The 19,708-nt window shown below is 61.6% G+C and carries 18 protein-coding genes and 1 pseudogene; 10 read left to right on the top strand and 9 right to left on the bottom strand.

Translation table 11 applies throughout. The features are described 5' to 3' along the window. Positions 1-159: 159 nt before the first annotated feature. From urtE to urtA, 5 genes are all read right to left on the bottom strand, one after another. Positions 160-849, bottom strand: a complete 690-nt coding sequence (gene urtE / locus HX814_RS28395; protein ID WP_008430563.1) for an urea ABC transporter ATP-binding subunit UrtE — start codon at positions 847-849, stop codon at positions 160-162. A gap of 10 nt (positions 850-859) precedes the next feature. Then, positions 860-1,618 (bottom strand): urea ABC transporter ATP-binding protein UrtD, encoded by a 759-nt coding sequence (gene urtD / locus HX814_RS28390; RefSeq protein WP_003218258.1) that lies wholly within the window; start codon positions 1,616-1,618, stop codon positions 860-862. Then, positions 1,615-2,775, bottom strand: a complete 1,161-nt coding sequence (urtC, locus tag HX814_RS28385; RefSeq protein WP_003218260.1) for an urea ABC transporter permease subunit UrtC — start codon at positions 2,773-2,775, stop codon at positions 1,615-1,617. Before urtC ends, urtD begins: the two co-directional genes overlap by 4 nt. 10 nt (positions 2,776-2,785) lie before the next feature. Continuing rightward, a complete protein-coding gene (urtB, locus tag HX814_RS28380; protein ID WP_177010127.1) occupies positions 2,786-3,703 on the bottom strand; it encodes an urea ABC transporter permease subunit UrtB in 918 nt (305 codons plus the stop codon). Positions 3,704-3,899: 196 nt separating this feature from the next. Further along, positions 3,900-5,108: an urea ABC transporter substrate-binding protein gene (gene urtA / locus HX814_RS28375; protein ID WP_003218263.1), complete on the bottom strand. Its 1,209-nt coding sequence runs from the start codon at positions 5,106-5,108 to the stop codon at positions 3,900-3,902. Positions 5,109-5,461: 353 nt separating this feature from the next. Between urtA and HX814_RS28370 the strand changes: the two genes are divergently transcribed. Continuing rightward, positions 5,462-8,848, top strand: a complete 3,387-nt coding sequence (locus tag HX814_RS28370; protein ID WP_177010126.1) for an ATP-binding protein — start codon at positions 5,462-5,464, stop codon at positions 8,846-8,848. Then, the gene (locus HX814_RS28365; protein WP_177010125.1) at positions 8,823-9,521 is read left to right on the top strand and encodes a response regulator; all 699 of its coding nucleotides are present in this window, start codon (positions 8,823-8,825) and stop codon (positions 9,519-9,521) included. The genes HX814_RS28370 and HX814_RS28365 overlap by 26 nt, the downstream gene beginning before the upstream one ends. Positions 9,522-9,637: 116 nt before the next feature. Here HX814_RS28365 and HX814_RS28360 read toward each other — a convergent pair whose 3' ends face one another. Further along, complete coding sequence (locus tag HX814_RS28360; RefSeq protein ID WP_063028853.1) at positions 9,638-10,468, bottom strand: IclR family transcriptional regulator; 831 nt, start codon at positions 10,466-10,468, stop codon at positions 9,638-9,640. Between the two features lie 241 nt (positions 10,469-10,709). Here HX814_RS28360 and HX814_RS28355 point away from each other — a divergent pair, with 241 nt between their 5' ends. The 7 genes from HX814_RS28355 to HX814_RS28325 are packed head-to-tail and all read left to right on the top strand — an operon-like array spanning position 10,710 to position 17,158. Beyond that, on the top strand, positions 10,710-11,738 hold the full coding sequence (locus HX814_RS28355) for an ABC transporter ATP-binding protein (protein ID WP_177010124.1): 1,029 nt from the start codon (positions 10,710-10,712) through the stop codon (positions 11,736-11,738). Then, positions 11,735-12,580 (top strand): ABC transporter permease, encoded by an 846-nt coding sequence (locus HX814_RS28350; protein ID WP_003218273.1) that lies wholly within the window; start codon positions 11,735-11,737, stop codon positions 12,578-12,580. Before HX814_RS28355 ends, HX814_RS28350 begins: the two co-directional genes overlap by 4 nt. Positions 12,581-12,584: 4 nt before the next feature. After that, on the top strand, positions 12,585-13,379 hold the full coding sequence (locus tag HX814_RS28345; RefSeq protein WP_003218275.1) for an ABC transporter permease: 795 nt from the start codon (positions 12,585-12,587) through the stop codon (positions 13,377-13,379). After that, positions 13,379-13,669, top strand: a complete 291-nt coding sequence (locus HX814_RS28340; protein WP_003218277.1) for a (2Fe-2S)-binding protein — start codon at positions 13,379-13,381, stop codon at positions 13,667-13,669. The genes HX814_RS28345 and HX814_RS28340 overlap by 1 nt, the downstream gene beginning before the upstream one ends. Continuing rightward, complete coding sequence (locus tag HX814_RS28335) at positions 13,666-15,009, top strand: NAD(P)/FAD-dependent oxidoreductase (protein WP_177010123.1); 1,344 nt, start codon at positions 13,666-13,668, stop codon at positions 15,007-15,009. Before HX814_RS28340 ends, HX814_RS28335 begins: the two co-directional genes overlap by 4 nt. Continuing rightward, positions 15,006-16,109, top strand: a complete 1,104-nt coding sequence (locus HX814_RS28330) for an FAD-binding oxidoreductase (protein WP_177010122.1) — start codon at positions 15,006-15,008, stop codon at positions 16,107-16,109. Before HX814_RS28335 ends, HX814_RS28330 begins: the two co-directional genes overlap by 4 nt. Before the next feature lie 17 nt (positions 16,110-16,126). Then, a complete protein-coding gene (locus HX814_RS28325; RefSeq protein ID WP_003218283.1) occupies positions 16,127-17,158 on the top strand; it encodes an ABC transporter substrate-binding protein in 1,032 nt (343 codons plus the stop codon). 4 nt (positions 17,159-17,162) lie between these two features. Here the strand turns inward: HX814_RS28325 and HX814_RS28320 are convergent, their stop codons facing one another. Then, positions 17,163-17,651: a hypothetical protein gene (locus HX814_RS28320; protein ID WP_177010121.1), complete on the bottom strand. Its 489-nt coding sequence runs from the start codon at positions 17,649-17,651 to the stop codon at positions 17,163-17,165. After that, positions 17,648-18,562 carry an NAD synthetase gene (locus HX814_RS28315; protein ID WP_177010120.1) on the bottom strand — a complete coding sequence of 305 codons (915 nt, stop codon included), beginning with the start codon at positions 18,560-18,562 and terminating at the stop codon, positions 17,648-17,650. The genes HX814_RS28320 and HX814_RS28315 overlap by 4 nt, the downstream gene beginning before the upstream one ends. 187 nt (positions 18,563-18,749) lie before the next feature. Here HX814_RS28315 and HX814_RS28310 point away from each other — a divergent pair, with 187 nt between their 5' ends. Further along, entirely contained in the window at positions 18,750-19,238 is a 489-nt protein-coding gene (locus tag HX814_RS28310; RefSeq protein WP_177010119.1) for a type VI secretion system tube protein Hcp, read from the top strand. Positions 19,239-19,507: 269 nt separating this feature from the next. Here HX814_RS28310 and HX814_RS31370 read toward each other — a convergent pair. Next, positions 19,508-19,708 (bottom strand): annotated as a pseudogene (locus HX814_RS31370) (hypothetical protein); the annotation flags it as partial.

The raw sequence follows: 19,708 nt of genomic DNA, 5'->3' as shown, positions 1-19,708 counted from the left end.
GCGGAGTAATGCCGGAGTGAGGGAACGCCGAGCCTAGGCGAGGCGCCGACAGGCGGGGCAGAGCGCTTTGGTTACTTTGCCGCTTTTGCAAAGTGACTCGCTGTAAGAGCGAAACCATAAGCCGCCGTTACCCAAATAACGGATATGTACCCAGCCAGGTCAAACCGACAAATACCGACTGATAGTCGCCTCATCCACCCGATCCCGAGTTTCCTCAATCACAAACCGCCCCTTCTCAATCACCAAAAACCGATCAGCAATTTCCAAAGTAAACGACAACACCTGCTCAGAAACAACAATCGTCAAATCCCGCAAATTGCGAATCTCCTTAAGCGTACGAGCAATGTCCTTGATGATCGAAGGCTGAATCCCCTCAGTCGGCTCATCGAGCAACAACACCTTGGGATTCGTCGCCAACGCCCGGGCAATCGCCAACTGCTGTTGCTGCCCCCCAGACAAATTCCCACCCTTGCGCGAACGCATGTCATACAGCACCGGAAACAGCGCATACAAATCCTCAGGCACCCTGCCCCGGGCCGCCGCCGGCAACCCAGTCTGAATATTCTCCAACACACTCATGCTGGGAAAAATCATCCGCCCCTGCGGCACATAGGCAATCCCCCGCTCCACCCGCTCATGGGTTTCAAGCGCAGACACATCATGCCCATCCACACTGACCTGCCCCTGCCACTGCGGCAAAATACCCATCAGGCTCTTGAACAACGTGGTCTTGCCCATCCCGTTGCGCCCCATCACCGCGACGATCTCACGCTTCGCCACATCCAGCTCCAGGTCGTGAAGAATCTGGCTCTGCCCGTACCCACACGACAGTTTGTCGATCTTGAACATGCCCGACTCCTCAGTGGCCCAAATACACTTCAATGACTTTCGGATTGCTCTGCACCGACTCCATGCTGCCCTCGGCCAGCACCTTGCCCTGATGCAACACCGTGACCTTGTGGGCAATGCTCTTGACGAACTCCATGTCATGCTCGATCACCAACACCGAGCGCCCCTGGCTGATGCGCTTGAGCAACTCGGCCGTTTGCGCCCGCTCGTTGACGCTCATCCCGGCCACCGGCTCGTCGAGCATCAGCAATTCAGGGTCCTGCATCAGCAGCATGCCAATCTCCAGCCACTGCTTTTGCCCGTGAGACAGCAGGTCCGCCTGCTGCTGCAACAAGTCGCCGAGGAAGATTTCCCGCGCCACCTCCTCGACCCGCGCAATCACCTGGGCATTACGCTTGAAAAACAGCGCGCCCCACACCTTGCGCCCGGCCGGATACGACATCTCGAGGTTTTCAAACACCGTGAGGTTTTCGTAGATCGATGGGTTCTGGAACTTGCGCCCTACCCCAGCGCGCACGATGTTGTATTCGCGCATTTTGGTCAGTTCCTGGCCGTCGAACTGGATGCTGCCACTGGTGGCGCGGGTCTTGCCGCAGATCAAATCCAGCACCGTGGTTTTGCCGGCGCCGTTGGGCCCGATCACCACCCGCACTTCATTGCGGTCGATATACAGGTTGAGGTTGTCGACAGCCTTGAAGCCATCGAATGACACGGTGAGGCCTTCGATAGCCAACACCGGTTTCTTCATTTCAAAACCAACGGCGGTCATGGCTGTGTCTCCAGGATCTTGGCTTCAGCCTTGGGCTTGATCTTCGCGGGCTCGGCCTTGACCACCGGCTTGCGCCGCAACACCCGGGCCAGGGCCTGGCGACCATGGCTGTCCCACAACCCCGCCAGGCCGTTGGGGAAGTACATGACCACGGCGATAAACAACCCGCCCATCAGGTACAGCCACAGCTCGGGGAAGGATTCGGAAAAGTAGGTCTTGCCATAGTTCACCAGCAACGCGCCATACACCGCGCCCAGCAACGACATGCGCCCGCCCACCGCGGCAAAGATCACCATCTCGATGGACGGCACGATGCCCACGAACGACGGCGACATAAAGCCCACCTGCAAGGCAAACATCGCCCCGCCAATCGCCGAGAACGCCGCCGCCACGCAGAACACGAAAATCTTGAAGCTGGCCACGTCATACCCGGAAAACCGTACCCGCTCTTCCTTGTCGCGCATGGCCATCAACAGCCGGCCCAGCTTCGAGGCGAGGATAAAACGGCCAATGAAGATGCAGCCGAACAACAGCCCGGCGTTGATGAAATACAGGATCATCTTCGCGCCGTCACCGCGCAGGTCCCAGCCCAGCAGGGTCTTGAGGTCAGTAATGCCATTGACACCACCGGTAAGGCCTTGCTGGCCGACGATCAGCACCGTGAGGATCAGCGCAATCGCCTGGGTGACGATGGAGAAATACACATCGCCCACCCGCCGCTTGAACAGCGCCATGCCAATGATGAACGCCAGCAGCACCGGCACCGCAATCACCGCGAACAGGGTGAAGGTGAAGCTGTGGAACGGCTGCCAAAGCCACGGCAATTCGGTGATCTGGTTCCAGTCCATAAAGTCCGGGATGCCCGGGGTGGACTGGATCTTGGTGCTGATCGGGTCCGAGGCCTCAAGCTTCAGGAACATCGCCATGCAGTAGCCGCCGACGCCGAAAAACACCCCCTGCCCGAGGCTGAGAATCCCGCCATAGCCCCAGCACAGCACCAGGCCCACCGCGACGAACGCGTAGGTCAGGTACTTGCCGACCATGTTCAGCCGGAAGGCGTCCAGGGTCAGCGGGAACACCACGAGGATCAACAGCGCCAACAGCACGATGCCGATCAGGTTTTGCTGGCCGCCCAGCAGTTTGTCTAGAGCCTTCATCGGTTCGCCTCTACTTGCGCACTTTGATGGAGAACAACCCTTGCGGGCGCAGCATCAGGATCAGGATCACCGACGACAGCGTCAGCACCTTGGCCATCGAGCCACTGAGGAAAAACTCCGACAGCGATTGGGTCTGGGCAATCACGAACGCCGAGGCAATGGTGCCGAACAGGCTTTGCGCGCCGCCAAACACCACCACCAGGAAGGTGTCGACGATGTACTGCGAACCGGCGGTCGGCCCGGTGGAGCCGATGGTGGTGAACGCCGCACCGGCCACGCCCGCCACGCCGCAGCCGAGGGCGAAGGTCATGCGGTCGACCTTGCGCGTGTTGATGCCCACCGCCCGGCTCATCAAGCGGTTCTGCACGGTGGCGCGCACCTGCAAGCCCCAGCGCGAACGGTAGAGCATGACGAAGATCGCCCCGGTCAGCAGCACGGTCAGGCCCATCATAAACAGGCCGTTGCGCGGGATTTCGATGGCGTCGCTGAGGTTCACCGAACCCATCAGCCAGGCCGGCGGTTCGGCGCTCACTTCACGGGCGCCGAACACCGAGCGGAAGGTTTGCTGCATCACCAGGGACAAACCCCAGGTGGCGAGCAAGGTGTCCAGTGGCCGCTTGTACAAGCGGCTGATCATCGCCCATTCCACCAGCCAGCCCACGGCGCCGGCGACGAGGAATGAGAGGGCAATGGCAACGAAAAAGTAGTACGGCTGAAAGCTCGGCGCGAAATGCGCGGTAAGGCTGGAACAGACGTAGGTGGTGTAGGCGCCAATGGTCAGGAACTCACCGTGGGCCATGTTGATCACGCCCATCTGGCCGAAGATGATTGCCAGTCCCAATGCCATCAGCAACAGCACGCAGAACACGGACAAGCCGTTGAACCCCTGCATCGCCGCGATGGCTCCAAATTCCGATAGCCATTCCATGATGATGGTCTCCTGAGCGGGAGGTTGAAATGCAATCTGCTTCTGCTTTATGTGGGAGCTGGCTTGTGTGGGAGCGGGCTTGCTCGCGAATACGGTGTGTCAGTACCGGATGCACTCACTGATTCACCGCTTTCGCGAGCAAGCCCGCTCCCACACAAAACCAGTTCCCACATTCAGATCAGCGCCAGACCCGAGGTTATTGATAGCCTTTCGGAAACGGATTCGGCTCGATCAGATCCGACTCGTAGATCACCTTGAACTGCCCGTTTGGCTGCACTTCACCAATGCGCGACTTGCTCCACAGGTGATGGTTTTCGTGGATCTTCACATAGCCTTCCGGCGCGTTTTTCAGCTCGATGCCAGGCGATGCGGCGACGACTTTATCCACGTCGAAACTGCCGGCCTTCTCCACCGCCGCTTTCCACAACCAGGGGCCGAGGTAGGCCGCCTGGGTCACGTCGCCAATCACTGCGTCCTTGCCGTACTTGGCCTTGAACGCTTCCACGAAGGCTTTGTTGTTCGGGTTGTCGAGGCTCTGGAAGTACTTCATCGAGGCATAGAAGCCGGCCATGTTTTCGCCCCCGATGCCTAGCAGTTCGTCTTCGGTCACCGACAGGGTCAACAGGGTTTGCTTGGACGCATTCACGCCCGCTGCGTTGAGCTGTTTGTAGAAGGCCACGTTGGAGCCGCCCACCACGGCCGCAAACACCACGTCAGGCTTTTTCAGCTTGACCTTGTTGATCAGCGAACCGAACTGCGTATTGCCCAGCGGGTAGTAGTCTTCGCCGACCACGGTGCCGTGCAGCACGTTTTCAATGTGCTTGCGCGCGATCTTCATCGAGGTGCGCGGCCAGATGTAGTCCGAGCCCACCAGGTAGAAGGTTTTGGCGCCCTTGGTCTTGGCGATCCAGTCGAGGCTGGCAAGGATTTGCTGGGTCGCTTCCTGGCCGGTGTAGATCACGTTTTTCGACTGTTCCAGGCCTTCATAGAAGGTCGGGTAGTAGAGCAGGCCGTTTTCTTTCTCGAAGATCGGCAATACGGCTTTACGTGAAGCGGAGGTCCAGCAGCCGAACACTGCAGCCACCTTGTCGTTCACCAGCAGTTTCTTGGCCTTTTCGGCGAAGGTCGGCCAGTCGGACGCGCCGTCTTCCTGGATCACCTTGATCTGCCGCCCGAGGATCCCGCCCGAGGCGTTGATCTGCTCGATGGCCAGGCGTTCGGCCTGGATCGAACCGGTTTCGGAAATCGCCATGGTGCCGGTGGCCGAGTGCAACTGGCCGACGGTGACTTCGGTAGGCGTCACCGCCAGGCCTTCGTTGTCGGCCATGACGCCATGGCTGAACAGACTCGCCGCCAGCAGTGATAAGGCCAACAACGGTTTGGAGCGGATCAATCGTGATTCCATGGGGCGACTCCTCTGCAATGAGGGGTTCAGCATGGCGGCAGGTGGCCACGGCGGGTATACGCAGCCTGACGTAACGGGGTACGTCATTTGACGTATGCCGTTGCGCACCATTTTCGAGCAGGATCCCGCCCGCCTTGGGAAAGGAAACCCCTGTGGCGAGGGAGCTTGCTCCCGTTGGGCTGCGCAGCGGCCCCAAAACCGGCGACCCGGTTCTGCCTGGAAAATGAAGTGGTCTTGCTGGGCCTGCTTCGCAGTCCAACGGGAGCAAGCTCCCTCGCCACGAAGAGCGCACCCCGCAGGACTGGGGCACGAATATTGCTGCCATCTCCCCATCCTTGCAGGAGTTCCCCACCGTGCACCCCCTCCCCGGCACCCAGCGCATCGTCAAGATCCGCCGCGACTACAACTCCTGGGTCGCCGACGAGACCATGGAAGACTACGCCCTGCGCTACACCCCGAAGTCCTTCCGCAAATGGTCGGAACTGCGCATCGCCAACACCGCCTTGGGCGCGGTGTCGTTCCTGGCGCTGGAGGCCATCGGCGGCGTATTGGCCTTGAGCTACGGCTTTACCAACACCTTCTGGGCGATCCTCGCCATCAGCCTGGTGATCTTTCTCACCGGCCTGCCCATCAGCTACTACGCCGCCCGCTATGGCGTAGACATGGACCTACTGACCCGCGGCGCGGGCTTCGGTTACATCGGCTCCACCATCACCTCGCTGATCTACGCCAGTTTCACCTTCCTGTTCTTCGCTCTGGAAGCGGCGATCATGGCCCTGGCCCTGGAGTTGTATTTCCATATCCCGCTGGCCATCGCCTATGTCATCTGTTCACTGCTGGTGATCCCGCTGGTGGCCTACGGCGTAACGCTGATCAGCCGCCTGCAATTGTGGACGCAACCGCTGTGGCTGGTGCTGTTGGTGCTGCCCTATGGCTTCGTGTTGTGGAAAAACCCCGAGGCCTTCAGCGACTGGACCAGCTTCGTCGGTCGCAGCAGCGACGGCGGCGACTTCAATCTGCTGTCGTTCTGCGCCGCCTGCACCGTGGCGCTGTCGCTGGTCACGCAGATCGGCGAACAGGTGGACTACCTGCGCTTCCTTCCGGAAAAAACCAGCGCCAACCGCAAGCGCTGGTGGGCCGCGCTGTTATGCGCCGGGCCCGGCTGGATCTTGCCGGGGGCGTTGAAAATGTTCGCCGGGGCGTTCCTGGCGTTCCTCGCCCTGCAACATGAAATCCCCATGGAGCGCGCCGCCGAGCCAACCCAGATGTACCTCGTCGCGTTCGGCTATGTGTTCTCCTCTCCCGAATGGGCGCTGGGGGCGATGGTGCTGTTCGTGTTCATCTCGCAGATGAAGATCAACCTGACCAACGCCTACGCCGGCTCCCTGGCCTGGTCGAACTTCTTTGCCCGCGTGACCCACAGCCATCCCGGCCGCGTGGTGTGGCTGGTGTTCAACGTCGCCATTGCGCTGATGCTGATGGAGCTCGGCGTGTTCGATGTGATCGAGCAGGTGCTGGGGCTCTACGCGAATATCGCGATTGCCTGGATCGGCACGCTGGTAGCGGATCTGGTAATCAACAAGCCCCTGGGCCTGTCGCCCAAACACATCGAATTCAAGCGTGCGCACCTCTACGACATCAACCCGGTGGGCGTCGGCTCGATGCTGATTGCCTCGCTGCTGTCGATTCTCGCCCACTTCGGCCTGTTCGGCGCCCTGGCCCAGGCTGCGCCACCGTTTGTCGCGCTGGGTACCGCGTTAATCATGGCGCCGCTATTGGCGTGGCTGACCAAGGGCCGCTACTACATTGCGCGCAGCAGCGAGGCGCAATTGATTCACCCGCAACCCGGCACCGGCCTGGTGATCTGCGGGCTGTGCAGCAACCCGTTCGAGACCGCCGACATGGCGTTCTGCCCGGCCTACAGCACGCCGATCTGCTCGCTCTGTTGCTCACTGGATGCGCGTTGCGGCGACCGTTGCAAACCCCACGCGCGCCTGGCCAGCCAGTTCGAAGGGGTGTTGCGCTGGTTGCTGCCGACGACGTTGGTACCGCGCCTGCATACGCGGCTGGCGCATTACCTCGGATTGTTGATGGCGCTGGTGCTGATGCTCGCCGGGGCGCTGGCGCTGATCTACATGCAGGCGGCCCAGGGTTTGCCCCATTCGCAAACCTTGTACCAGGCGTTTTTCAAGGCGTTCCTCACGCTCTCGGTGCTGGCCGCCGTACTCGCCTGGTGGGTAGTACTCACCCGCGAAAGCCGGCGGGTTGCCCAGGAAGAGTCCGACCGGCAAACCTCGCTGCTGATGCAGGAGATCGCCGCCCACAGCCTCACCGACCAGGCCCTGCAACAGGCCAAGGAAGCCTCGGAAGCAGCGAACGCGGCCAAGAGTCGCTACGTCACCGGGCTGTCCCACGAGCTGCGCACGCCGCTCAACAGCATCCTCGGCTTCACCCAGATTCTGCAGCGCGACAGTGCCATGCCCGAACAGCATCAGGACGCCCTGGCGACCATCCTGCGCAGCGGCTCGCACCTGCTGTCGCTGATCGACGGCCTGCTGGACGTGGCGAAGATCGAGGCCGGCAAGCTGCGCCTGGAGCTCACCGAAATCCCCTTCCCGGAACTGATCCACGACCTGGAGCAGATGTTCACCCCCCAGGCCGAAGACAAGGGCCTGCGCTTTCGCCTGGACTGCGTGGGCAAGATCCCCGCCGTAGTGCGCGGCGATGAAAAACGCGTGCGGCAGATCCTGATCAACCTGCTGGGCAACGCGATCAACTTTACCGACAGCGGCGAGGTGCGCCTGCGGGTCAGCTACATGCGCGAGACCGCCAACTTCGAAATCATCGACACCGGCATCGGGATTGACCCCGAACAGATCGAGCGGATTTTCCAGCCGTTCGAACGCGGCGACCTGATGCGCCAGGACAAGGGCGTGGGTCTGGGCCTGACCATCACACGCATGCTGACCTCGCTGATGGGCGGCGAATTGCGGGTGGTCAGCGAGCTGGACAAGGGCACCTGCTTCCAGGTACGGCTGTTCCTGTCCCAGGTCCGCGTGCCGCAAGCCGTGGTGCATGTGGAGCACGACATCATCGGCTACCACGGCGAACGACGGCGCATCCTGGTGGTGGATGACCACGTGGACCATCGCAAGGTGCTCAGCGGCATGCTCACGCCCCTGGGCTTCGAGGTGTCCCAGGCCAGCAACGGCCAGGAGGCGATCCGCCAGGTAGCGCTGCTGTCGCCGGACCTGATCCTGATGGACCTCTCGATGCCGACCATGGACGGCTGGGCCACCAGCCGGATGATCCGGCGTAATGCGCTGTCTGCCGCGCCGATTATCATCATCTCCGCCAACGCCTTCACTGACGACCGCGAACGCAGCATCGCCGGCGCCTGCAACGACTACCTGGCCAAGCCGGTGCGTACCCCTGAACTGCTCGGACGCCTGCAACTGCACCTGGACTTGCAATGGCTGCGCCGTCGCACACCGCTCGCCGCGCCGGTCGCGACCCAAGGCGCGCTACCCAGCGCAGAAGAACTCGCGGTGCTCGCCGAACTGAGCGCCATTGGCTATGTGCGTGGTTTGCATGAAAAGCTCGACGCCATCGTGCTGGACAGCCCAGGTACCGCACCGTTCATCAACAAGCTCCGGGCCTTGCTGAAAAGTTTTCGCCTGGAAGAACTCAACCGCATCCTGAAGGAGGCCGAAGATGAATGCCTTGACCCACAGCGCTGAGCCCGGCGTGGTGCTGATTGTCGACGACACCCCGGACAACCTGGCCATGCTCTCCGACGCCCTGGACGACGCCGGCTACATGGTGCTGGTGGCGCTGGACGGCCTCAGCGCGCTGAACCGCGTGCAACGCCGACGCCCGGATTTGATCCTGCTGGACGCGGTGATGCCCGGGCTGGACGGCTTTGAAACCTGCCGCCGGCTCAAGGCACAACCGGCCAGCGCGGATATTCCGGTGGTGTTCATGACTGGGCTGACCGACAGCAAGCATGTGGTGCAGGGGTTCGAGGTGGGCGGCAGCGATTACGTGACCAAGCCGATCCAGACCGATGAAGTGCTGGCGCGGGTGGCGGCGCATTTGCGTACGTCGCGGATTTTGCTGTCGGCGCGTGCGGCGACACAGCCGAGCGTGATCACCCTGGAGGATGAGCCGGCGCACAAGCTATTGTCGGCGCGGTTTCAGTTGACGGAGCGGGAAGTGGAAGTGCTGCGTTGGGTGGCGTGTGGCAAGACCAATCGGGATATTGGCGACATTCTTGGGTTGAGTCCGAGGACGGTGAACAAGCATCTGGAGCATGTGTATGTGAAGCTGGGAGTGGAGACGCGCACGGCGGCGACTTCGGTGGCGATGGCGGCGATGAGTCCGGTGCGCTCCCAAACCATGGCGACAATCTAATGTGGGAGCTGGCTTGCCTGCGATGGCGGTCTATCAGTGACAAAAAGGTTGACTGACCCACCGCTATCGCAGGCAAGCCAGCTCCCACATTTGATCTCTGTTGTGGCTGATAACTGCTACCCACCGAAGATCTGCGACGGCCGGCGCAACGTCGGATCAAACGGGTTGATCTTCGGCCCGATCGCCGCCGCCTCGCGCTTCAACAACTCCACCACCGTCGGCAACCGCCCCGGCCCCAGCCGGTCGCTGATGGTTGCCACGCTCAACGCCGCCACCGCATGCCCATTGCGGTCCAGGATCGGCACCGCCAACCCGGCCATGCCTTCCAGCACTCCGGTATTGCGCGCCGCATACCCCAACCGCCGCACACTCTCTACCTCCGAGCGCAAAAACACCTCGTCGTACAGGTGAAAATCCTTGAGCCGTGGCAAGTTGTAGCGGATCACCGTCTCGCGCTCTTCCTCCGGCAAAAACGCCAGGATCGCCAAACTGCCCTGCCCTACGCCCAGCGCCACGCGCCCGCCGATGTCACCGGTGAAGGTACGGATCGGGTACGGCCCTTCACTGCGGTCCAGGCAGATCGCATCAAACCCGCTGCGCGCCAGCAGGAACAATGAATCCCCCAGCGAAGCACTGAGGCGCAACATGCTCGGCCGCACCAGGTCCCGCAGATTGCCGGTATTGCCTGCATTCGCCGCCAGGGCGAAGAACTCCAGGCTCAGCCGATAGCGCTTGGTGCGCGCGTCCTGCTCCACCATGCCCTCGTCCATGAGGCTGCGCAGTAACCGGTGGGTGGTAGGTTGCGACAACCCCACCTGCTGCGCCAGTTGCGTCACCCGTTCACCACCGTCCGGCGCCGCGCCGAGGATGCGCAGTAATGCAAACAACCGGGAGACGCCACCGGCGCCGACTTCCTTGACACTTTCATTCCGCTCAGTGGAATCCATAAGCCGATATCTCACACTAAATTCTGTTCAGTGAATGAAACTGAAAAAAGTACTCTATCCAGTGAAATTCCATCTTCCGCCATCCTAGTCTTTCGCCCTAATCTGCGTCCACAGGGGCGAAATGAACAACTAACGGCAGCCGACTCAAGATCGAGCGCCAACGCACCCGCAATACCCTTTTCGCATCTGCCCAAAACAAAAAAGCGCGTTTCGACGCGACTCAAAAAGGTGGAACGCAGACATGGCTTTTCTCCAACTCAACGCCTTGAGCAAACGCTACGGCGCCGTCGACGCGGTGGTCGCCACTGATCTTGCGGTGGAAAAAGGCGAATTCGTGTCCCTGCTCGGCCCCTCGGGCTGCGGCAAGACCACCACCTTGCAAATGATCGCCGGCTTCGTCGACGTCACCGGTGGCCAGATCGTCCTCGACGGTCGCGACATCACCCATGCCAAACCCGCCAGCCGTGGCCTGGGCGTGGTGTTCCAGAGCTACGCGCTGTTCCCCCACATGAGCGTGCGCGACAACGTCGCCTTCGGCCTGAAGATGCGCAAGGTGCCTGCCACTGAGATCGCAAGCAGAGTCAAGACCGTGCTGGAACTGGTGCGCCTGGCGCCCCACGCCGAGCGCTACCCGCGGGAACTGTCCGGCGGCCAGCGCCAGCGCGTGGCCTTGGCCCGCGCCTTGGTGATCGAACCGCCGGTGTTGCTGCTGGACGAGCCGCTGTCGAACCTCGACGCCAATCTGCGGGAAGAGATGCAGTTCGAAATCCGCCGCATCCAGTGTGAAGTCGGGATCACCACCCTGATGGTCACCCACGACCAGGCCGAAGCACTGTCCATCAGCGACCGCGTGGTGGTGATGCAGGCCGGGCGCGTCACCCAGATCGACGCGCCGTACAAACTCTATGAACACCCGCGCACGCGCTTTATCTCGGACTTTGTCGGCAAGGCCAATCTGCTGGCGGGCGACTTCGATCAACTCGGCGCGCCGCAAGTGCGCTTCGAGCCCGGCAACGGCGAGCTGACCCTAAGCCTGCGCCCGGAAAAGATCGACCTGGTGGCCGCCGGCTCAGGGCGCCTGCAAGGCAAGATCCTCGACAGCTATTTCTTCGGCAGCCAATGGCTGTACCGCATCAAGACCCAGATCGGCGAGCTGACGGTGGTCCGCCGCAACGACGGCAGCGCGCCGTTGGGTTGCGGCGCAGTGGTAGGCCTGGACTGGGAGTCGAGCCTGCTGCGGGTACTGGCGGCCGATGAGGTGCACGCATGAGCCGTGGCTACCTGTTGTCGTTGCCGGCGCTGGTGCTGTTTTTCGGGCTGCTGATCCTGCCCCTGGGCCTGACGCTGGTGCTGTCGTTCAACGTGTTCGACTATCAGGTGGGGGTGAAGGCCGATGAGTGGACTTTCGCCCACTACCTGTCGCTGTTCAGCGACTCGTACTTCTACGAGATCTTCTGGCGCACCTTCTGGATCAGTGCCCTGGTGACCTTGCTGTGCGTGGTGATCGGGGTGCCCGAGGCCTACATCCTCAGCCGCATGGGCACGCCGTGGCGCTCGATCTTCCTGATCCTGATCCTCACGCCGTTGCTGATTTCGGTGGTGGTGCGGGCCTTTGGCTGGAGCCTGCTGCTGGGTGCCGATGGCCTGGTGAACCAGGTGATCCAGGCCCTCGGCGGCAAACCGGTGAAGCTGCTGTACACCTCGTTCGCGGTGATCATCGCACTGGTGCACGTGATGCTGCCGTTCATGATTATCCCGGTGTGGACCTCCCTGCAAAAACTCGACCCGTCGGCGGAACAGGCGGCGCTGTCCCTGGGTGCCAGCCAGGCCACGGTGATGCGCAAGATCGTGTTGCCGCAGGTGATGCCCGGCGTACTCTCCGGCACCCTCATCGTGTTCGGCCTGGCCGCCAGCTCCTTCGCGATCCCCGGCCTGCTGGGCGGGCGCCGGCTGAAGATGGTCGCCACGGTGGTCTACGACCAATACCTCTCGGAACTCAACTGGCCCATGGGCGCGACCATCGCGGTGGTGCTGCTGTTGGTCAACTTGCTGATCATGCTGAGCTGGAACCGCATGGTCGAAGGCCGCTACAAAAAGTCCCTGGGAGTATAAGACGATGTCCAGAAACGGTCCTTTGGCCCTGGGCTTTCACGGCCTGGTGGTGCTGTTCATGATGGCGCCGCTGGTGGTGGTGTGCCTCGTGGCCTTCACCCCGGAAAACACCTTGAGCCTGCCCACTTCGGGCTTCTCCCTGCGCTGGTTTCATGCGGTGTTCGAGCGCGCGGACTTTATCCAGGCGTTCTACAACAGCCTGGTACTGGCGTTCGTTGCCGCCACCCTGGCGACGTTGATCGCGGTACCGGCGGCGCTGGCAATCAGTCGCTACCAGTTCCCCGGCCGTAACTTCTTCAGTGCGCTGTTCCTCTCGCCGATCATCATCCCGCACCTGGTGCTGGGGGTGGCGATGCTGCGGCTGTTCGCAATGATGGGCGTCAACGGCAGCTTCACCTGGTTGATGCTGGCCCACGTGGTGATCATCACGCCTTACGTATTGCGCCTGGTATTGGCGGCCGCCATCGGCATTGACCGCAGCGCCGAGCAGGCTGCCGAATCCCTCGGCGCCAGCCGCTTCACCCTGTTTCGCCAGATCACCTTGCCGATGATTCTGCCCGGCGTGGCCGGCGGCTGGTTGCTGGCGTTCATCAACAGTTTCGATGAAGTGACCCTGTCGATCTTTGTCAGCTCGCCGGCCACCCAGACCTTGCCGGTGCGCATGTACGTGTACGCCACCGAATCCATCGACCCGATGATGGCGGCCGTGTCGGCGCTGGTGATCGGGTTGACGGCGGCGGCCATGATTCTGCTGGACCGGGTCTACGGCCTGGATCGCGTGTTGGTAGGGAAACATTGATGGCACTGTTCAAACGACTGGCCGAGACCGAGCGGCCCAGCCTGGCGTTCACCCTCGATGGGCAGCCTGCCACGGGCCTGCTTGGGGACACCTTGCTGACTGCCGTACTGACCTGCGCCGAGCACCTGCGGGGCAGTGATTTCAGCGCCGAACGCCGCGCCGGTTTCTGCTTGATGGGGGCCTGCCAGGATTGCTGGGTACGCCTGGAAGATGGTCGGCGAGTGCGCGCCTGTTCGACCTTGCTGGAAGACGGCCAGGCGATTCGCCGTGACCCGGGGCGCCAGGCATGAAGAGCGTGGTGATAGTGGGCGCAGGCCCGGCGGGCATTACCGCAGCCCGGACCTTGCTGGACCATGGCGTAACCCCGGTGTTGGTGGACGAGAGCCTGCGCGGTGGCGGCCAGATCTATCGGCGCCAGCCGGCGAACTTCCAGCGCTCGGCCAAGCAGCTGTATGGGTTTGAAGCGGGCAAGGCGACAGCGCTGCATCGCACCATGGATGAGCTGGCCACCCGGATCGACTACCGGCCGGAAACCCTGGTGTGGAATGCGGAAAATGGCCGCCTGGACATGCTCAACAACGGCCACGCCGAAAGCATCGAATACGCGCAGATCATCGTCGCCACGGGCGCCACCGACCGCATCCTGCCCGTGCCGGGCTGGACGCTGCCCGGTGTGTACAGCCTGGGCGCGGCGCAAATCGCGCTGAAGTATCAAGGCTGCGCCATCGGTGAGCGCGTCGCGTTTTGCGGCAGCGGGCCGTTGCTGTACCTGGTGGCGTATCAGTACGCCAAGGCCGGGGCCAAGGTGGTGGCGGTGCTCGACAGCGCGCCGTTCAGCGCCCAATGCCGCGCCCTGCCGGCATTGCTCGGCCAGCCGGCGACCCTGGCCAAGGGTTTGTACTACCGCGCCTGGCTAACGGCCCACGGCATCCCGGTGCATCAAGGGGCAACGTTGTCGCACATCAACGGCGAGCAACGAGTGACGGGCATCCACTGGGACCAGCAGGAAATCGCCTGTGATGCCGTGGCCTTCGCCCATGCCCTGCGCAGCGAGACCCAACTGGCGGATTTACTTGGGTGTGAATTTGCCTGGAATGCATTGAACCGCGCCTGGTTGCCCCAGCGAGATGCGGCCGGGCGTAGCAGTGTCGCGGGGGTGTATCTGGCTGGCGACGGTGCAGGAATCATGGGCGCCGATGCGGCGCAAATGGCCGGCGAGCGAGCGGCATTGGCCTTGCTCGAAGACAGCGGTGTTGCCATCGACCACCGTCGCGGGCCCGTGCTGGAACAACAACTGGCAGGTATCCAGCGCTTTCGCCACGGCCTGGAAACCGCCTTCCCCTTCCCGGAAAACTGGGCCGCTGAAGCTCCGGACGAACTGATCCTGTGCCGCTGTGAAGAAGTCAGCGTCGGCGAAGTACGCGCGGTGGTGGACGAAGGCCACTGGGAAGTGAACCGGGTCAAGGCCCATTGCCGAGTTGGCATGGGCCGCTGCCAGGGCCGGATGTGCGGGCTGGCGGCGGCGGAAATCGTTGCCCAGCGCAGTGGCCGCGAGATTGAAAACGTTGGCCGCCTGCGTGGCCAGGCACCGATCAAACCCTTGCCGTTTGGCGTGGAGGTGCAGCCATGATCGGCAGTGAAGTGATCGTGTTGGGTGGCGGGATTGTCGGGGCCTCGGCGGCTTTGATGCTGGCGCAAAAAGGTCGGCGCGTGGTGCTGCTGGAGCGGGACTTTTGTGGCTCGCACTCCAGTGGTGTGAACTATGGCGGCGTGCGGCGCCAGGGGCGGCCATTGCACCAACTGCCGCTATCGCAACGTGCCCATGAGCTATGGTCCGACTTGCCGGGGCTGATTGGCATTGACGGCGAATACGTGCGCTCCGGGCATTTGAAACTGGCCCGCAGTCATGACGATCTGGCGGCTCTGCAGGCTTACGCCGACGCTACACGCGGCTTTGGCCTGGGCCTGCAAATGCTCGACCACGCTCAACTGCGCGCCCGGTTCCCGTGGGTGGGTGATGTGGCAGTCGGCGCGTCGTTATGCCCCGAAGACGGCCACGCCAATCCGCGCCTGGTCTCCCCCGCCTTTGCCCGCGCGGCGCAACGCCACGGTGCTCGGGTGATGGAGCAAACCGAAGTCACCCATCTTGAACATGACGGCCAGCGGTTTCAGTTGCGCTGTGCCAATGGGCTGCAGCTGCAAGCCCCCTGGCTGCTGAACTGCGCCGGCGCCTGGGCCGGCACCGTGGCCGCGCACTTTGGCGAGCCGGTGCCGATGACCTCGGCGCACCCGGCGATGCTGGTGACCGAGCCGTTGCCGGTGGTGATGGACGTGAGCACCGGGGTGGAAGGCGGCGGGATTTATGCGCGGCAAGTCGCCCGGGGCAATTGCATCCTCGGTGGCGGGCGCGGCTTTGCCCTGGGCCCGCAACAAGCCCGCCCGGGTCAGGCGGCGGTGCTGGAGATTCTGCGCAATGCCGGCGAGTTGTACCCGTTCCTCAAGGGTGCCCAGGCGATCCGTACCTGGAGCGGCACCGAAGGTTATCTGCCCGACCACGAACCGGTGATCGGCGACAGCAGCACCCAACCCGGCCTGCTCCACGGTTTCGGCTTTGCCGGCGCCGGGTTCCAGCTCGGCCCTGCGGTCGGTGAAGCCCTGGCAGAGATCGTCTGCACGGGGGCCAGCCGGCAGCCCATCGAAGCATTTTCCATCCGTCGTTTCCAAGCCTGAGAGGAAGATTCATGCACATGATCAAACGTACTGCGCTGTCTTGCCTGTCCCTCGCCCTGTTGAGCACGGCGGCCCACGCCGCACCGACGCTGTACCTGGGCATGAACGGCGGCACCATGGAGCGGGTCTACGCCGACAAGGTGCTGCCCGCGTTCGAAAAGGCCAACAACGTCAAGGTGGTGATCGTGCCGGGCACCTCGTCGGATATCCTGGCCAAGGTGCAGGCCAACAAGGACAACCCGCAGATGCACGTGATGTTCCTCGACGACGGCATCATGTACCGCGCGATTTCCATGGGGTTGTGCGAGAAGCTCACGCCCAATCCGACCCTGGATCAGATTCCGGCCAAGGCGAAGATCAAGGAAGAAGCGGTTGCGGTGACGCTCGGGGTGACCGGGTTGGGTTACAACGCCAAGATGTTCAAGGAAAAGGGCTGGGCGCCGCCGACGTCGTGGATGGACCTGGCCGACCCGCGCTTCAAGGACAAGGTGGTGTTCCAGTCGTTGGCCTCGTCCACATTTGGGTTGCACGGGTTCCTCATGTTCAACCGGATTCAGGGGGGTAGCGAGACCAACGTGGAGCCGGGGTTCAAGGCCTGGCCGAAAACCGTCGGGCCCAACGTGCTGGAGTACATCGCCAGCTCGGCGAAGATTTCCGAGATGGTGCAGACGGATGAGGCGGCGATCTTTCCGCTGACGCCGACGCAGGTGACCACGCAACAGTTGTTGGGTGTGCCGATGGAGTATGCGCAGCCGAAAGAAGGCGCGGTGGTGTTGAACGTGGCGGAGTGTGTGATTGCGCGGAATGACCAGCCGGAGTTGGCGCAAAAACTGGCGCAGTTCTTGTTGACCGCAGAGGCTCAGGCGCCGGCTTTGGAACTGGGGGATCAGATTCCTTCGAATCCTACGACGCCGACTACCGACAAAACCCGGGCGCGGGTGGAGGCGATGAACAGTTATTTGCAGACGGCGATTTCGATTGACTGGGACCAGGTGAACCAGGCACGGCCCGAGTGGAATGCGCGGTGGAGTCGGTCGATTGAGCGGTAGACCGTCATGCTGATGACTGGCGCTGTTTTTTTTGGCGCCGGCCCCGAATGATCGCTATGACCCGATGGCGCTTCTGACGCAGCTTGACCCACTCGCTACGCACTTCACGGTGGCGTTTGCTGTTGAGCAACAGCAGCGCCAGAAGGGGGAACAGAATGCTCAACACGTAGAAGACCTTATGCGGGCGATAGTCAATCGTCGGCAGAACGCCGAGCAGGCACAGAGTCATCAGCACCACGGGAATCCATACCCAACCTGGATAGCCGCGGGCGATCATGAAGTTGCAATGGGACGCGAGCAGCGTCAGACCAAGGGCCGAAAAATACGAATACCTGAGATTCTCGTCAATGGACAGCTCTTTAAAATAACTGTCGAACATCAATGGGACGCCAAATCCCAGCGCAAATATTTGAGCAAAATTGGCTGCCATAAAGACGGGGAAATAGCGTTTCAGAAAGTCCCGGAACTGCTGAAGTGTCATCAGAAACATCATTCGTCAAACTCCTCATAAAGCCCCACCGCAATGACCCGAAGGTTCCCGGCCATTGCACTTCCTGTCACCGCCATAGAGGCGCCAAGTACACCGTTAATTTGAGTGAGCGTGGTTTGCCGCAACTGCACGGGAGTGAATCGCTTCGGCAAATCGCCAGACAGCTGTTTGAGCTTTAGCATTTTTGATGTCAAATGCGGATGATTGATACTGAGTAATTCCTTCGTCAGCTTGGCGCGCTCCTGTCGAGTTAATCCCCGAAGTACGTCTCGCCAGTTCTTTCCTGTAGCCGCCTTGGTCGCGCTGACCCACTTCACCGTTGTCAGAAACGCTGTGCTCGCCCCAATCAGTGAAATAGCATCCAGTATCAGCGTCACCTGCTGATACCACGGGGCACTGTCCAACCAGTCGACACTGGAGGGTTCAGTCACCTCCTTGAACGTTCGGTAAACACCGTTCACGCACTGGCCAGCGCCCGCAAGAAAGGCCGCCCCACCAATTGCCGTCACCACTGAACTGGTGCCCAACGTGAAGGGTAATGCCGCAGTGCCCCCCACTGCCGTAAACCACCCCAACACCGCACTCGTACACGCCAACCCCATCCCCACCGCCTCAAACACCACCTGCGACTCCCTCGGTTCATGCTCCAACTGCCGGACAAAATCCAGGCGGGCCATGGACCGTGGCATTTCCCGCAAGATCACTCGCTTGGGTAGCACGCTGCAAATTGGTTGAAACTCACGCAAGGTTACCGGCCACAGTTGGTCATCGAGATACACCACCCCTGCCCCGGCAATCGCCGGATCGGCATCAATGCTTGCAAACAGGCGCCGCAGGTCGATGCTGCTTTCAATCCGCTCACGGGTGGTGAGATGTGCACTGGGAAAACCGTCCTTCAAGAGGCTGGAAGTCATTCCTTTTACTCCGGGATTTCACAAGAACGCAGAGCCTAAAGAATCCATATCCCGAAAAAATGTCGGATGTTTTACTTTTTCTCGACAGGCACTTCCTGATCCTGTTCCCACCTCTTGTAGGCCATCGTGCGAATAGGAAAAGTACGCCCCGCGCCACTACCGGCGAACACAGGAACAGGGAGCAACAATGGCCGTTGATATGTTTTTAAAGCTGGGAGACATCAAGGGTGAGTCCAAGGATCAGGCACACCGAGATGAAATCGAAGTCAACAAATGGGGATGGCGCATGACCCAGTCGGGCAACATGCATTCCGGCACTGGCGGTGGTGCGGGCAAGGTCAATATGGGCAACCTGGCGATCAGCAAGGCCCTGGACAAGTCCACGCCCAACCTGATGATGGCCTGCTCCACCGGCAAGCATTATCCCGAGGCAAGGCTTGTGGTGCGCAAGGCCGGCGGCAGCAGCGCGGTGGAATATCTGGTGATCACTTTGAAGGAGGTGATGGTGTCGTCCTACGAGACCACTGCGGTAACGACGAGCGACGTGCTGACCGAAGAAATCAGCCTGAACTTCGCCAAGGTGGAAGTCAGCTATCAGCCGCAGAAGTCGGATGGTGGCAAGGACGGGGGAGCGATCAAGTACGGATGGAATATTCGCGAGAACAGCAAAATGTGACCGGCAAGCGGCGTGCGTCAGGCACGCCGCTCGTTGGCTGGCAGGCTATCGCCCGGTTCCGCTGTTACAGCGGGTCACTTTTGAAAGTGAGCCCAAACGTAACCAAAAGGCTCTTGCCCCACCACTCGGCACCTCGCCTAGGCTCGGTGTGCCTGCACTCCGGCAGCACGAAGCGGGCACGGTCAAATGTGGGAGCTGGCTTGCCTGCGATGGCATCACCTCGGTGTGTCTGGAAGACCGAGGTGTCTGCATCGCCGGCAAGCCAGCTCCTACAGAAAAGCAGCTCTACTTTCGCTCTGGTTTTTGATCTGGCTTTTAACACTCAGGTCGGCTCTCAGGCCGCCGTGCTCTTGCTTTTGATCTTGATCTTGATCTGACTGCCCCAATAAGCCCGAGGCCGAACGCAGGTATTGCGCAGCGGCTAAACCGGCAGGACGCCGGTTTAGCCGCGCCGGGCCATGGATGGCCCG

Source organism: Pseudomonas sp. C8002 (genome assembly GCF_013385765.1).
GTDB lineage: Bacteria > Pseudomonadota > Gammaproteobacteria > Pseudomonadales > Pseudomonadaceae > Aquipseudomonas.
Note: the sequence above shows the minus strand (reverse complement) of the source record. Positions and strands in the feature narration are given on the sequence as shown.

Bases quoted from the DNA above. Each gene is read 5' to 3' on its own strand.
- HX814_RS28315 (WP_177010120.1), bottom strand. From the start codon at position 18,562: ATGACTTCCAGCCTCTTGAAGGACGGTTTTCCCAGTGCACATCTCACC.
- HX814_RS28365 (WP_177010125.1), top strand. From the start codon at position 8,823: ATGAATGCCTTGACCCACAGCGCTGAGCCCGGCGTGGTGCTGATTGTC.
- HX814_RS28335 (WP_177010123.1), top strand. From the start codon at position 13,666: ATGAAGAGCGTGGTGATAGTGGGCGCAGGCCCGGCGGGCATTACCGCA.
- urtB (WP_177010127.1), bottom strand. From the start codon at position 3,703: ATGGAATGGCTATCGGAATTTGGAGCCATCGCGGCGATGCAGGGGTTC.
- urtC (WP_003218260.1), bottom strand. From the start codon at position 2,775: ATGAAGGCTCTAGACAAACTGCTGGGCGGCCAGCAAAACCTGATCGGC.
- urtE (WP_008430563.1), bottom strand. From the start codon at position 849: ATGTTCAAGATCGACAAACTGTCGTGTGGGTACGGGCAGAGCCAGATT.
- HX814_RS28310 (WP_177010119.1), top strand. From the start codon at position 18,750: ATGGCCGTTGATATGTTTTTAAAGCTGGGAGACATCAAGGGTGAGTCC.
- HX814_RS28355 (WP_177010124.1), top strand. From the start codon at position 10,710: ATGGCTTTTCTCCAACTCAACGCCTTGAGCAAACGCTACGGCGCCGTC.
- HX814_RS28330 (WP_177010122.1), top strand. From the start codon at position 15,006: ATGATCGGCAGTGAAGTGATCGTGTTGGGTGGCGGGATTGTCGGGGCC.
- HX814_RS28325 (WP_003218283.1), top strand. From the start codon at position 16,127: ATGATCAAACGTACTGCGCTGTCTTGCCTGTCCCTCGCCCTGTTGAGC.
- HX814_RS28345 (WP_003218275.1), top strand. From the start codon at position 12,585: ATGTCCAGAAACGGTCCTTTGGCCCTGGGCTTTCACGGCCTGGTGGTG.
- HX814_RS28320 (WP_177010121.1), bottom strand. From the start codon at position 17,651: ATGATGTTTCTGATGACACTTCAGCAGTTCCGGGACTTTCTGAAACGC.
- HX814_RS28360 (WP_063028853.1), bottom strand. From the start codon at position 10,468: ATGGATTCCACTGAGCGGAATGAAAGTGTCAAGGAAGTCGGCGCCGGT.
- urtA (WP_003218263.1), bottom strand. From the start codon at position 5,108: ATGGAATCACGATTGATCCGCTCCAAACCGTTGTTGGCCTTATCACTG.
- HX814_RS28350 (WP_003218273.1), top strand. From the start codon at position 11,735: ATGAGCCGTGGCTACCTGTTGTCGTTGCCGGCGCTGGTGCTGTTTTTC.
- urtD (WP_003218258.1), bottom strand. From the start codon at position 1,618: ATGACCGCCGTTGGTTTTGAAATGAAGAAACCGGTGTTGGCTATCGAA.
- HX814_RS28340 (WP_003218277.1), top strand. From the start codon at position 13,379: ATGGCACTGTTCAAACGACTGGCCGAGACCGAGCGGCCCAGCCTGGCG.